Annotated in this window: 11 protein-coding genes; 8 read left to right on the plus strand and 3 right to left on the minus strand. The window is 57.1% G+C overall.

Annotated elements, in window-relative coordinates:
- On the minus strand, window positions 1-937 hold a 937-nt coding region (locus ACEW8G_RS07605), incomplete at its 3' end, for a LysR substrate-binding domain-containing protein (protein WP_373487828.1).
- Window positions 938-1,022: 85 nt separating this feature from the next.
- On the opposite strand from ACEW8G_RS07605, the gene ACEW8G_RS07610 reads away from it, so the two are divergent.
- The 7 genes from ACEW8G_RS07610 to ACEW8G_RS07640 are packed head-to-tail and all read left to right on the plus strand — an operon-like array spanning window position 1,023 to window position 8,562.
- The gene (locus tag ACEW8G_RS07610) at window positions 1,023-2,045 is read left to right on the plus strand and encodes a dimethylarginine dimethylaminohydrolase family protein (protein WP_373487829.1); all 1,023 of its coding nucleotides are present in this window, start codon (window positions 1,023-1,025) and stop codon (window positions 2,043-2,045) included.
- Window positions 2,046-2,104: 59 nt separating this feature from the next.
- Complete coding sequence (locus tag ACEW8G_RS07615) at window positions 2,105-3,124, plus strand: ABC transporter substrate-binding protein (RefSeq protein ID WP_373487830.1); 1,020 nt, start codon at window positions 2,105-2,107, stop codon at window positions 3,122-3,124.
- A 6-nt stretch (window positions 3,125-3,130) separates the two neighbouring features.
- Complete coding sequence (locus tag ACEW8G_RS07620) at window positions 3,131-4,276, plus strand: ABC transporter ATP-binding protein (RefSeq protein ID WP_373487831.1); 1,146 nt, start codon at window positions 3,131-3,133, stop codon at window positions 4,274-4,276.
- A complete protein-coding gene (locus tag ACEW8G_RS07625) occupies window positions 4,273-5,169 on the plus strand; it encodes an ABC transporter permease (RefSeq protein ID WP_373487832.1) in 897 nt (298 codons plus the stop codon). The genes ACEW8G_RS07620 and ACEW8G_RS07625 overlap by 4 nt, the downstream gene beginning before the upstream one ends.
- Window position 5,170: 1 nt before the next feature.
- Window positions 5,171-5,977 carry an ABC transporter permease gene (locus ACEW8G_RS07630; protein ID WP_373487833.1) on the plus strand — a complete coding sequence of 269 codons (807 nt, stop codon included), beginning with the start codon at window positions 5,171-5,173 and terminating at the stop codon, window positions 5,975-5,977.
- A gap of 9 nt (window positions 5,978-5,986) precedes the next feature.
- On the plus strand, window positions 5,987-7,294 hold the full coding sequence (locus tag ACEW8G_RS07635) for an NAD(P)/FAD-dependent oxidoreductase (RefSeq protein WP_373487834.1): 1,308 nt from the start codon (window positions 5,987-5,989) through the stop codon (window positions 7,292-7,294).
- The gene (locus tag ACEW8G_RS07640; RefSeq protein ID WP_373487835.1) at window positions 7,291-8,562 is read left to right on the plus strand and encodes a M20/M25/M40 family metallo-hydrolase; all 1,272 of its coding nucleotides are present in this window, start codon (window positions 7,291-7,293) and stop codon (window positions 8,560-8,562) included. Before ACEW8G_RS07635 ends, ACEW8G_RS07640 begins: the two co-directional genes overlap by 4 nt.
- A gap of 470 nt (window positions 8,563-9,032) precedes the next feature.
- Here the strand turns inward: ACEW8G_RS07640 and ACEW8G_RS07645 are convergent, their stop codons facing one another.
- Together ACEW8G_RS07645 and ACEW8G_RS07650 are read right to left on the minus strand one after the other, a co-directional pair.
- Window positions 9,033-9,425, minus strand: a complete 393-nt coding sequence (locus tag ACEW8G_RS07645; RefSeq protein WP_373487836.1) for a phage integrase N-terminal SAM-like domain-containing protein — start codon at window positions 9,423-9,425, stop codon at window positions 9,033-9,035.
- A 135-nt stretch (window positions 9,426-9,560) separates the two neighbouring features.
- Window positions 9,561-10,721 carry a M24 family metallopeptidase gene (locus ACEW8G_RS07650; protein WP_373487837.1) on the minus strand — a complete coding sequence of 387 codons (1,161 nt, stop codon included), beginning with the start codon at window positions 10,719-10,721 and terminating at the stop codon, window positions 9,561-9,563.
- A gap of 366 nt (window positions 10,722-11,087) precedes the next feature.
- On the opposite strand from ACEW8G_RS07650, the gene ACEW8G_RS07655 reads away from it, so the two are divergent.
- Complete coding sequence (locus ACEW8G_RS07655) at window positions 11,088-13,070, plus strand: FAD-dependent oxidoreductase (RefSeq protein WP_373487838.1); 1,983 nt, start codon at window positions 11,088-11,090, stop codon at window positions 13,068-13,070.
- The last annotated feature ends 197 nt before the right edge of the window (window positions 13,071-13,267 follow it).

The following is a 13,267-nucleotide window of genomic DNA, read 5'->3' on the forward strand; positions in this document are numbered from 1 at the left end:
TTGTTAGCCAGTCAATGAAGGCCCTCATCGCGCCGGTCAGGGGTTGGTCTGGTGCAGTTAGCAGGTAATAAGCCAAACTCTGCCGGCGGATCTGTGTGAGCAGGGGCCTAATTAATCGGCCTGCGGCCAGATCACTCGCCATCGTTAGATCGTCACCCATCGCAATACCAAGCCCATCGCGTGCGGCGGTTATGCAATGTGTGAAATCCTGAAAGCGCAGGGTGCGCGTCACCTTGGATGGGTCCTTGCCTTGCGAGACGAAGAATTCGCGCCAATGTGAGCCATCGGGCTCGTCGATCAGCGTGTGCTTGAACAAGTCATCGATCCGGCGCACTGGGTAGGCGCCGTTCATCAGCCGGGGACTGCATACGGGGAACACGTCAAGTTGCCGAAGCATCGTGATATTCCGATTTGGCCATTCGGGCCGCCCATACCGGATTTCGATATCAGCGTGGTAATTGTTTAATTGGCTGGTCGGAAGCACTGTTATAGACACGTTTGGATACTGATTCAGGAAAGTCGGCAGCCGCGGGATGAGCCAAGCATTCGTGAGACCGGGCATGCAGGCGATGACCATATCACCATCAAAGGTCTCGCTGCTCACACTTCGCAGCGCGGCGTAGATATCGTCGAATGCCTTGGTCAGGTAGGGAAGCAACCGCCGCCCGTTGGAGGTCAGCTGGATCCCGCGTCCGGCCCGGCGCGTCAGAGTGACGCCAAGCGCCTCTTCCAGCGACTTGACTTGTTTGCTGATGGCACCGTGAGTGACGTAGAGTTCTTCTGCTGCGTGGCTCAAATTGCCCCGTCGCCCTGCGGCTTCGAAGGCGCGGAGCGCGCTAAAGGGTGGAAGACGACGCAGCGAACCCGTGCTTTTCTCCTGTTCCTTTTCTTTCATCTCGGCCCGGCCATGCTCTCCGTGATGTGAGTTTTCGTCCATTAAATTAGAATTTTCCTGCTGTTGTTATAATCAAACTCACAGCCTAGCGTAGTTTCAAATCAACGCAAGTCTCCTGAGGAAGGCCATGATGACCACAAAGGCTCCAGCCCAGAAGGACACTGCCGTCTACAGTGCCACGATCAAGTTGTTCGGCTCGGAACCCGATCCCGTTTTCGAAGATCGCGGAAGAATGGAGCGCTTGTGGGGACGAAACTGGGGGTGCAACAATGATGTCGGCCAGATCCACGCGGTCCTGATGCATCGTCCGGGTTCTGAGTTTGATGTAATCGATCGTAACAAGACGATCGAACAGACCGGCGGATATGGCGATGTCGATGAAGGCTGGTATTGGCAGAGCCGCGACATTCCGGATCTGGAAGAGTTGCAAGCACAGCATGACGGGTTGGCAAATGCGCTGCGCGCCGAAGGCGCTGAAGTGATCTACCTCGAAGGTGTAACTGGCGGTCGGTTCAAATCGGTTTACACGCGCGATTCTTGCATCGCGGTGCCCGGCGGTGCGATCGTCACGCGCCTCGCTCCTCGTATGCGGCAGGGCGAAGAACAGGTTGTCACCCGCGCGCTGGCACGGGCCGGTGTGCCGATACTGCGAACCTTACAGGGCCGCGCGATGGCCGAAGGTGGCAGCTTTGCCTGGCTCAACTCGAAAACCGCTGTGATCGGGCGAGGTATCCGTCAGAACGATGAAGGTATTGCTCAGATCCGCGATGTTCTGGCTCATGTCGGCGTTGAATTGCTGGTCGTCGATCTGCGCGGTTATGACATTCACATTGACGGGCATTTTCTGATGATCGCACAAGATCTGGCACTTGTCTGGACGCAGGGGCTGCCCTTCACTTTCCTTGAAAAGCTCAAAGAGTTGGGCATCCGCGCCATAGAAATGAGCGAGGCCGACAATCGCTGGATCGTGAACGGCATTGCAGTGCGGCCGCGGCGTGTACTGATGCCCGACGGGATTTCCGACGCTACGCGCTCTGAGCTTGAAGCCGAAGGCGTCGAGATCGTCATCGTGCCGTATGACCGGATGCAGATGAACGGCGGTGGGATTCATTGCTCGACTTCGCCGCTGATTCGAGAGAGCGTCAATTAACTACTTAACCAAGAAACCAATAGGGAGATCGTAATAAAATGGGAGTTCGCAGAACACTTTTGACCGCTACGGCGCTCACGGCTGTTGTCGCATCAGGTACCGGAGTGGCTTATGCACAGGATACGCTGACCATCGCATCATGGGGCGGCGTTTATCAGCAGGCTCAACGTGATGCATGGTTCAATGTCGTAGAAGAAGAACTCGGCATCAAAATCATCGAGGATACTACCTCTGGTGCAGCTGATGTCCGCTTGCAGGTTGCCTCGGGCAGCCCGACATGGGATTTGACTCAGCAAGGTAATTACAGTTGTGCCTTATTGGAAAGCGAGGGCAATGTCGAGATGCTGAGCGACGAAATTCTCGCGATTCCCGGCATCCCCGACAGCATGAAGGGTAAGGGTTGGATTTCCAACCTAGTCTATGGGGCCGTGCTGGCACGCAACGACGAAGTCTATTCTGACGACAAGCCGAACTCTTGGGCCGATTTTTGGGATACAGAGACGTATCCGGGGCCGCGTAGCCTACGCCGCAGTCCGGTCTACAATTTGGAAGCTGCCTTGATCGCGGACGGCGTGCCAATGGATGAACTTTACCCGCTCGACACCGAACGCGCCTTCAAAAAGCTTGAAGAGATCAAGGATGATGTGGCGGTATGGTGGAGTTCGGGCGCGCAATCCGCGCAGGTTCTTCAGGATGGAGAGGTCGATATGGCGATGGTCTGGAACGGTCGCGCACAATCCATCGCCGACGAGGGTGCCCCGTTCAGCATTACTTGGGAAGAGCAGATCGTGCTGACTGATTGCTGGGTCATCCCGAAAGGAACCAAGAACAAGGACTTGGCGATGAAGGCGATCGAGATCATGAGCCGTCCCGAGGTGCAAGCGCGGATCGCGTTGTTTATCAATTACGGTCCGGCGAACTCTGATGCCTTTGATACCGGTGTCATCCCCGAGGACGTAGCTAATGGCCTGCCCAGCCATCCCGACAACAGCGCAAAAGGCTTTGTGCTGGACTCAAATTACTGGGCCGCGAATCTCGACACGCTTACCCAAGAATTCGACTTCTTCATCCAGAACTGATCATTCATGGCTGATATATCCAGAACGACCGGCCCTGCTACTGCCGGGCCGGACATCGTCTCGGCGGTGACGGGCCGGGACAAGGCCTTGCCGATCCACGTGCATTCACTGGTCAAGACTTACGGCGAATTCTATGCGCTTGATAACGTGAGCATCGACATCCAGAGCGGTGAATTTATGACGCTTCTGGGCCCTTCCGGGTCAGGCAAGACGACTTTGCTGATGGTGCTGGCCGGATTCGTGCGCCCTGATAGCGGTTCGGTGAAATTCGGTGACGACGAAATTCTGCTGCTGCCGCCGCACAATCGCGATATCGGCATGGTGTTTCAGAACTACGCGCTGTTTCCGCATATGACGGTCGCTGAGAATCTCGCCTATCCGCTGAAACTTCGCAGCATCGGCAAGGCTGAAATCGGTGAGCGTGTTGGCCGGGCGCTTGACCTCGTGCAGATGAAAGAGCTGGGTGATCGCAACATCAACGCGTTGTCGGGTGGCCAGAGACAGCGCGTGGCGCTGGCGCGAGCGGTGATCTTCGAGCCGCGCATCCTGTTGATGGACGAACCCCTTTCGGCACTTGACAAGAACCTGCGCGAGCAGATGCAATTTGAGGTTCGTGCCCTGCATGATCGTTTGGGAATAACCACTGTCTATGTCACCCACGACCAACGCGAGGCGTTGACCATGTCGGACCGGATCGCCGTGATCAATGAGGGCTGCATACAACAGGTCGATCCGCCACAGCGCCTCTATGAGCGGCCCGAGACTTTCTTCGTGGCCAGCTTTATCGGAGAGACTTACCGTCTCCCGGTCGAGGTCAGGAATGGGTCTGCCAGCCTGTTCGGACAACCAATCAAGATCGAGGCTGTTCCGACCTCAAATAGGCCCGATCAAATCCTAATCTTGCGCCCCGAAATGCTTCACATCGCCGAGGGCTTACCGAGTGAAAACGAGAACCAGATTAGCGGGACGCTGCGCCAGAACGTGTTTCAAGGCGACAGTTTCGTCAGCTATATCAACATCCATGGAAATCACGAAATCGCTGTGCGCAGTCAGCATCGTAGCAACACTTCACTGCCGGAGCCCGGTAGCGAAGTGCGCCTTTCCTGGCTGGTGCAGGACACGGTGATCCTGGCCGAGGAGGACAAAGTATGAGCGCGCTCGACCCTGCGACTGGCGGGTTGCCGGAAAATGCGCAGGCGTTGGAGCGTCAGGCGCGTGCAGAACATCGCAAGCTGATGGCTCTTTCGCTGCCGGCTCTGATCCTTGTCGGCAGTTTGGTATTGGTACCTATCGGCTGGCTGTTCTGGATGTCGATCTATGGTTCAGACGGGTTTACCGTGGAAAACTACGCCCGCTTGGTTCATCCTTCCTACAAGACAACGTTAATTACCACTTTCGAGTTGGCTTTTTTGGTTACGGGCCTGTGCATACTGATGGGCTATCCAGTCGCTTACATGGCCTCGCAACTGGGTCCGCGCATGTCGAGCTTGATTTTGCTATGCGTATTGTTCCCGTTCTGGACATCGCTTCTGGTACGGACATATGCGTGGTTGGTGTTGCTGCAACGCAGGGGCCTGATTAACACATGGCTGATGGATCTGGGGCTGATCGATGCTCCGCTGAAATTGGTGCATAACTTTACCGGCACGACCATTGGAATGGTGCATATCATGTTGCCGTTTTTCGTGTTGCCGCTTTATGCCAGTATGAAAACGGTCGATTTCGACCTGATGAAGGCTGCGTCGAACCTCGGGGCGTCACCGGTCAAGGCATTCTGGCAGATCTACGTCCCACTCACGCTGCCGGGGCTCGGCGCTGGGATGATCCTGGTTTTCGTGCTCTCGCTGGGCTTTTATGTGACGCCTGCGCTGCTAGGCGGGGGCAGAGTAATGATGTGGGCCATGCAGATTGAACGTTCAATGGCGGTCTATGCAGACTGGGGCGCGGCAAGCGCGCTGGGTGTTGTCCTGCTGGTGATAACGCTTGGTATTCTCTGGGTGTTCGGGCGGCTAACTGGTGCATTCGCGGCGACGGAGGGCAAATGACATGCTGAACAGTCCTGCGACCGATACCCAAGTCACGCATCTACAGCGGCTCTGGCTTTATGTGGTCTGCTTTCTGGTGCTTTTCTTCCTGATCGCTCCGACGCTGCTTGTGATACCGATGAGCTTTTCGGATTCGCGCTACCTCCAATTCCCGCCGGAAACGTGGTCGCTGCGTTGGTACCGAGCCTATTTCGAGTCGCCCGAATGGATCCGGGCGACATCAGTGTCATTTCAGGTCGCGGTCCTAACCATGATCCTTGCCACGGTGACGGGCACCCTGGCCTCCTATGGGCTTCATGCGACCAAGGCTCGGCTAAGCAGATACCTAACCGTGTTGCTGACGCTTCCTATGGTCATTCCGATCATTCTGCTGGCGGTGGGACTTTTCCTAACGTTTGCGCCGGTCGGGCTGAATTCCACCATTCTGGGGCTGGTGTTGGCGCATACCATCTTGGCCATTCCGCTGGTGATGATCACGGTCACGGCGGGGTTGCAGAATTTCGATATCAATCAGGAAATGGTTGCGCGCTCGATGGGTGCATCGCGGCCTTGGGCGTTTCTGACTGTGACATTGCCGCAGATCCGCAATTCTGTCCTATCCGGTGCGCTGTTGGCGTTCATCATATCGTTGGACGAGGTCGTGATCGCGTTGTTGATCGCGGGTGGGGACAAGGCGACTCTCACACGGCGGATGTTCCTTGCGCTACGCGACGAGATTGATCCGACGATCGCGGCGATTTCCACACTACTTGTTGCCTTGTCGGTGCTGATGCTGACTCTTTCGCAACTTCTCCAATCGAGGAAGTAAGTCAAACCCGTGTCCGATAACCGCCTCTTTACTCCTGATTTCAAAATGCAGCCGTATTGGTGGGACGCCGCGCTGCCCGGTATCGGGGCGCCAGATGAGATTGTGAAGAAAGTCGATGTGTGCATCGTCGGTGGCGGCTATGCGGGGCTTTCCTGTGCGCTGGAACTGGCACGCAACGGAACCAATTGCGTTGTGCTCGATAGCAAGCGGATCGGGCAGGGGGCAAGCTCCCGTAATGGCGGGCTGGTGTCAGGTGGTCTCAAACATGCTCAGACCGAGCTGATTAAGGATGTGGGCAAGGACCGCGCCACGCGGTTGCTGAAAGAGTCGGCCGGAACACTGCCCTTTCTTGAGGACTTGATCACACGCGAGAAGATCGACTGTGACTTTGCGAAGGTCGGCCGCTTTTCCTGTGCGTGGACGCACAGACATTATGATGCTTTGGCACGCAGCGCAGATTTTACCGAGGAATTGACGGGCCTGCCGGTTCGCATGGTTCCGCCGGGTCGCCAGCGTGAAGAGATCGGGAGCGATTTCTATCACGGTGGCCAGATGGCCGAGGGCGCAGCGACAATCCATCCGGCGAAGTATGTGGGCGGACTGGCCGATTCATCAAAGCGGGCTGGCGCAATTCTGTTGGGCCAGACCCACGTGACCGGCATGACGCGCGGCCCCGATGGCTGGCGGGTTGAGACAAGCCGGGGCACAATCCGCACCGACAAGGTTATGCTGGGCACCAACGGCTATACAGGTCAGGAGGCGCCGTGGTTCCGCCGCCGGGTAATACCGGTCGCCAGTTTCTTGATTGCCACTGAGGAAATACCCCCCGAACTTGCGCGAGAGCTGGTGCCGCATGCTCGTGGCCTTGCGGATACGCGCAGGGTTCTGAGCTATTTCCGTCTGTCGCCCGATCACAAACGGGTTCTATGGGGCGGTCGCGTAGGCACGACGGCGATCGACCCGCGTGAAAGCGCGCGCCGCCTTCGACACGTGATGACACGGGTTTGGCCACAATTGAACGACGTGCGCATCAGTCACAGCTGGAACGGGAATGTGGCGTTTACCTTCGATTTTCTCCCTCATCTGGGCGAACACAAGGGTGTCCATTACGCGCTTGGTTGCCAAGGAAGCGGTGTCGCGATGCAAACTTGGATGGGATATCAGACAGCGCGGATGATGCTTAGTAGAAATAGCGAAAGCGCGTTCGCCGAAGGGCGGTTCCCGACATTCCCCGGTTATAGCGGCAACCCTTGGGTGCTGCCACTCATCCTGATGTGGTATCGCCTGCGGGACCAGATAGAAAGGAATTGGACATGACCTCCAGACACGAACAGGGCCGTCAGCAGATCCTCGACTGGCTGGATGAAGAGCGTGAGGCGATTATCGAATTTCTCAAGACACTCCTGCGCGCGCGCTCACCCAATCCGCCCGGCGACACGCTTGAGGCTGCGCAGGTGGTGCGCGATTATCTCAATGCGCAAGGCCTCGAACACCGCACTATTGATCCGCATCCCCAAATGCCCAACATCGTTGCGTCCTTCGAGGGCTCTACTCCGGGGCGGCATCTGGTGCTTAATGGGCACATCGACGTCTTTCCTGTCCCCGAAAGCCACGCGGGCTGGTCCCGTGACCCTTGGGACGCCGAGGAGGTGGATGGCAAGATCTACGGACGCGGAGCGTGCGATATGAAGCCTGGAACGACCGCTTCGATCGTCACTTATTGCATGTTGAACCGATTGAAGGACCATCTGCCGGGCAAGCTGACCCTGACCTGCGTTTCGGATGAGGAGACCTTCGGGCCTTGGGGTGCGCGCTACCTTATGGAGCACCACCCCGAAGTGCATGGCGACTGCCTTTTGAATGGTGAACCCGGCGGTCCGGAATCTGTGCGTTTTGGAGAGCGGGGCCCGCTCTGGATCGAATTCACGGCCCGCGCCGATGGGGCGCATGGCGCTTATGTCCATATCACCGAAAGCGCGACCAAGATTGCCATGGCTGTTGCACGCGATCTTGAAGAATTGACCGAACTGGTGGGCGATCCACCGCACAACGTCTTAAGCGCCGTCAATGCCGGGCGGTCCGCTATGGACAGGATGATGGGCGCGGGTGCCGGCGATCTTGTGTCACGCGTGACGCTGAACATCGGCACCATTCAAGGCGGTGAGAAAGTGAACATGATCCCGTCCGAGTGCCGTTTTACAGCGGATCTGCGCCTGCCAGTCGGTATGTCCAAATCGGATTTGTTGCCTCATGTCGAAAAGATTGCGGAACGCCATCCGGGCGTGGAATGGGAGGTCGTTGGCGGAGACGAGCCTTCATGGTGCGATCCGTATCATGAGATGGTCGAGATCATCCAGAACAACGTGGAGGACTTCGGCTATCCACGCCCGACCCCGATTGTCAGCCTCGGTGGTACCGATGCCCGCCTTTGGAGACTTCACGGCGTTCCTGCCTATGTATACGGGCCTTACCCCCATGGCATGGGCTCACACGACGAGCATGTTGATATCGAGGAATTCCTGCATGTCGTGCGAACCCACGCGCTATCAGCCTGGACATACCTGTGCTCCGCTTCCGACGCTTGAAAATTCGGGGGCCTAAATACTTAAATAGCCAAATTCCACTTGACGCGCCCATCTGGAACCCGTGGCCGCCGAAACCTTCAACAGCAACCCAGCGGCACGCCCACTCAAACCCACTTCGATATACTGCTGAAAACGCGCACGCAGCGCAGTCGGTAAAGGTGCTGACATGATCCGTCCTCCCAAACTGGATGAATCACAAAATCATACTTGTGGAATCTGGAGGGTTCTGTGAGGTCGCGGGCTACAACACTTGGATCAAACCGCCGCTGTCCGCGACCTCATTGAAGCCGGATTGAACAAACTCGCGGGCAGGTTTTGCGCTATGGGGTTTGTGGTTCTGTGGACATCCAACCCGATGAATGTGCTATCCTGCATATGGTCTCTCTCCCATTCTTGAGGCTCGGCGCCGGCCAATCCGGAGCAATCCTCGAACGGAGAATGCCGCGGGGGAGACCACCAAACCAGTCAGCTCACAACGCGATCATGGGGTCTAGGGACGGTACGGCCTCGAGAAAACGCACTACCTTGTCCGCGCTTAGGATCGCTGGAAGATTGCGTGGCGTGCGCGCGTATGCAATCCGCGCTGGGATCTCTGCCCAGTTCAACGTTACAACATAGAAAATGCGCGACGCACAGACCGTCTGATTGGGCGCTGGCCACGAAATACCCTGCGATACCAGATAAACTTGAAAGCCTCGGACATCTTCCAGATCAAGCTGATCTGGTGATTGATCGAAATACCGGCTGAACTTGGCAACCGTTTGCATATAAGATCGTTGTGTGGCCGGCGATAGGTCGCGAAGCGCCATAACGTCGATCATACGGCGACGCAGCGGGCTTACCGCTGATTTGGCATTAGCCATGGGATGGTCTCCTGGTCAAAGGCTGGTCTCAGCAACCAAACCTACTCATCAGGAGGCCATTACCCCAAAAGCGACACTCATCACGCGTCAGCGGGTTCGTTCAATCCGACGATTCAACGTTCTCACGAAAAAGCTCTAACGACTGATGAGCTCCAGAGGCACGCGGCTCAGCACCTTGGGTGCCTTACCATCCTCGCGCGTCAAGATCGTATAACCTGCCGACATGGCCAGATTGCGCGGGCCGTCAATCAGGATTGCATGAAGGAACAGGATCATCCCGGCACGGATCGGCATGTCGTTGCCTGAATGGATCATCGGCGGTACGTCCATCCACGAGGGCGCGTAGGTCGCGCCGAGCGAATAGCCGCAAGCCGACATGCGTATCTCACCGTATCCAGCCGAATCAAACGTCGCGCGATGCGCGTCGTCAATCTGTCCTATGGTGTTGCCGGTCCGCGCTGCGTCCGTCATGGCGGCCATCGCATCGCTTGTTGCGTTGAACATGTCCTGATGCGCCGCCCCAGCTTTGCCGACAGTTAGTGTGCGCATGAGGCAGGCACAATAATGGCGGTAACTGCCTGCATGCTCGATTGTCAGTTGGTCTTCGGCGTCAAGGTTGCGGTATCCTGTCGCACTGCGCACCAGCAATGCCCGGTCGCCCGACCCAAGAACAGGTCCGGAAGGGGGCATGTCTCCACCGCCATTCAGGATCGGGACGATCCCAGCGGCGGCTATATGGCCCTCGAAGACGCCGGGACCCGTGGCGTTGATCATAGCCTCCAGCGACTGGTCGGCCAGTTCGGCCGCCTGCCGGACATAAGCGATCTCTGCCTCTGATTTAATTAATCGCAATTCACGCACCAGATGCGAGGCATCCAATAATTCGCACCAGTTTGTGAACCTTTGGCGTAGTAATTCGTGGTTATAGCCAGTCAGCCCGAAGTTGCGTAGCTCGACGCCAACGCGCGCACCCTTCAGTCCCTTTTCAGTTAGGATCTCTTGCAATTCCAGAGTTGGATCAGCCCCCGGTGCGTCATACCATAGGCGAATATCCTCCATGATGGATGTGCGCCGCGCCTGCTCCAAGTCGGGTCGGCGGGTAAGCAGGGTCACCGGGGTGTCATCAGCTGTCACCACTGCACATTGAAAGAAGACGAAGCCCTTTGTGTCATATCCGGTCAGATAAAAATGACTTTCCTGCGCGAACACGATTAGCGCATCAAAGCCATCTCGACGCATTAGCTTTCGTGTTTCGGCCAATCTCATATCAAACTCTGACCGATCAAAATGTAGCATTATTTTGGTTCCCTGCCCGGTTGCTTCGATGAAGTTTTCCAATTGGCACCCGCGCGCGGAATTGGAAGGTCATGGACTAATGTGTACTTTCTTACGTTGCGCAAAATTCCGTTCCAAATCAAGGATTACGCTTGGAGGGTTTCGGTAGAAATTTTCTCAGTTGTCGGAGCAAAAGTCGCTTCGATATTCTCACCGGTCCTAAACTCGCAAGTTCTAGTGGATTACGAAACGGAAATTGTCTGACATTGCAAGAAGTGTAGGAATGGGCTTAGCGTCAGGATCGGTCAACGTAATCAAGATCGCGCGGGCCGGGGCAGCCAAACCTGAACGGTTACAGTGGGTCCGGCGATATAGAGGAGTAAACCAGTGTCTTCAAAATTCGAACGGCTCTTCTCGGAAATTGATCTCGGCCCGACCCGGGTACGCAATCGTATTCTTTCGACTGGGCACCAAACCTATCTCGCCAAGGACGGCGTGCCTAAGGAGGATCTGATTGCCTACCAAGAAGCCCGCGCCCAGGGCGGCGTGGGATTGATCGTGAACGAAGCGGCGCGATTTCACGCAAGTTCACTGTCGGACGCGAACGATCTATTGATCCATGACGACGATGCCATCCCCCATTTTGCGAGCCTTGCAGCGGCGGTGCATAGGCGCGGGACCCGCATCTTCGGACAGCTATCGCACGCGGGCCGCGTGACGCGCCGTGTCACCGGCGGATTGCGCGGCGTCGTCCTCGCCCCATCCGCGACGCCTGAGCATCGCAATCAGGTCGTGCCGCTATCCATGTCCACGGACTTGGTAGAGGCCATCATCGACGCAGCGGGAGAAGGTGCGCGCCGCTACGCCGAAGCAGGGTATGACGGCATCGAGCTCATGGCGAGCCATGGGTTGCTCTTCGCTCAGTTCCTGAACCCTCAGGTTAATCAGCACACCGATTGTTACGGTGGTTCGCTGGACAACAGGATGCGCGCCCTGACCGAGGCGCTCGCTCTCGTCCGTAGCAAGGTCGGTCCGGGGATCACGGTTGGGCTGCGCATTTCTGCCGAGGAACTGGAGCTGGGCGGGCTTGAAAGCGGCGAGGTCCAGGAGATTTGCCGAATCCTCGATGAAAACGGGGTGGTGGATTACATCAACACCACGATTGGTTCGATGGCCGGCCTTTCCGGCTCCATTCACGTTGTCCCCCCGATGGAGATCGAGCCCGCCTATGTCGCACCGCACGCGGCACGGCTGAAGCAGGTGGTGAGCGTACCGGTGATGGTCGCGGGTCGGATCAACGATCCGCAGGTAGGCGAGCGGGTGCTTTCCGCTGGTCAGGCCGACATGGTGGCTATGACCCGGGCCCTGATCACCGACCCCGATATGCCGAACAAAGCCCGTTCAGGCAGATCCGATCAGATACGCGCCTGCATCGGCTGTGATCAGTCCTGCATCGGGCGATTTCACCGCGGCTATTCCATCTCCTGCATTCAGACTCCCCGAACCGGGCGCAAGCTGCACTTGGCCCCGGCAAAAACCGCTTCTGAGGCTCGGCGCGTCCTTGTCGTGGGTGGTGGCCCCGCGGGCATGCGTGCTGCCCTTACGGCAGCCGAGGACGGCCATCGCGTTCAGCTTCACGAAGCCGATGCACTGTTGGGCGGGCAAGTAAAGCTGGCGCAGCTTTTGCCTGGCCGCAGCGAGTTCGGTGGCATGATCACAAACATGCTCGAAGAGATGAAGGCGCATGATATTGTTCTGCACCTGAACAGCACGGTCAACCGACGACTGATCGAGGCTGAGAAACCCAATCTGGTGATCCTGGCAACCGGATCGACCATAGCCCCTCCAGATTTCGAAGGGGCCGAAAACGGTCACGTCATTTCGGCAGAGGATGTCTTGTCTGGGAAGGTAAGGCCAGGCGGCAGCGTTCTGGTCGCGGACTGGCGATGCGACTGGACAGGTATCGGCGTGGCGATGCAGCTTGCCACCGCTGGCCATCGGGTGCGCCTTGCCGTGAACGGCATGACCGCAGGACAAAACGTGCCCAACTACACCCGCGACTACTGGATCGGAAAGCTGCACGAAGCCGAGATCGAAGTGATTCCCTACACTCGCCTTTTCGGCGTGGACGGCACGACGGTCTATCTTGCCCATGCCGTTAGCAGCATGCCGGTGATTTGCGAAGATATCGACACGGTCGTGACAGTAGATGGGCGCCGCGCCAATACTAAGCTGCAGGAGGACATTGAGGGGTTGGCCATCCCGATCCTGTCAATAGGCGATTGCGCGACGGCGCGAACCGCCGAGGAAGCGATCTATGAGGGTGTGGTGATGACCCGCCATATACTCACAGAGGGACTGTTGCATTAATTTAATATCCACGCCTTGGTCTAAACCCCCCGTCTTCCAGACGGGATCGCTTCAGCACGAAGAATCGTCCTATGATCTTATCCTCCCAAAATGAGCCGCAGCCGGGGCAAAGGCTCATTTTGGGAGGATAAGATCATGCAATATTCGACGGGCAAGCATTGCGTCTTCTATCATCGTTATCACATCGTCTGGTCGAC

The organism is Blastomonas sp., assembly GCF_041747255.1.
Classification (GTDB): Bacteria; Pseudomonadota; Alphaproteobacteria; order Sphingomonadales; family Sphingomonadaceae; genus Blastomonas.

What these genes read in the sequence shown, in the direction of transcription:
- ACEW8G_RS07630 (WP_373487833.1), top strand. Translation starts at nt 5,171, where the DNA reads ATGCTGAACAGTCCTGCGACCGATACCCAAGTCACGCATCTACAGCGG.
- ACEW8G_RS07610 (WP_373487829.1), top strand. Translation starts at nt 1,023, where the DNA reads ATGATGACCACAAAGGCTCCAGCCCAGAAGGACACTGCCGTCTACAGT.
- ACEW8G_RS07645 (WP_373487836.1), bottom strand. Translation starts at nt 9,425, where the DNA reads ATGGCTAATGCCAAATCAGCGGTAAGCCCGCTGCGTCGCCGTATGATC.
- ACEW8G_RS07650 (WP_373487837.1), bottom strand. Translation starts at nt 10,721, where the DNA reads ATGCTACATTTTGATCGGTCAGAGTTTGATATGAGATTGGCCGAAACA.
- ACEW8G_RS07625 (WP_373487832.1), top strand. Translation starts at nt 4,273, where the DNA reads ATGAGCGCGCTCGACCCTGCGACTGGCGGGTTGCCGGAAAATGCGCAG.
- ACEW8G_RS07620 (WP_373487831.1), top strand. Translation starts at nt 3,131, where the DNA reads ATGGCTGATATATCCAGAACGACCGGCCCTGCTACTGCCGGGCCGGAC.
- ACEW8G_RS07640 (WP_373487835.1), top strand. Translation starts at nt 7,291, where the DNA reads ATGACCTCCAGACACGAACAGGGCCGTCAGCAGATCCTCGACTGGCTG.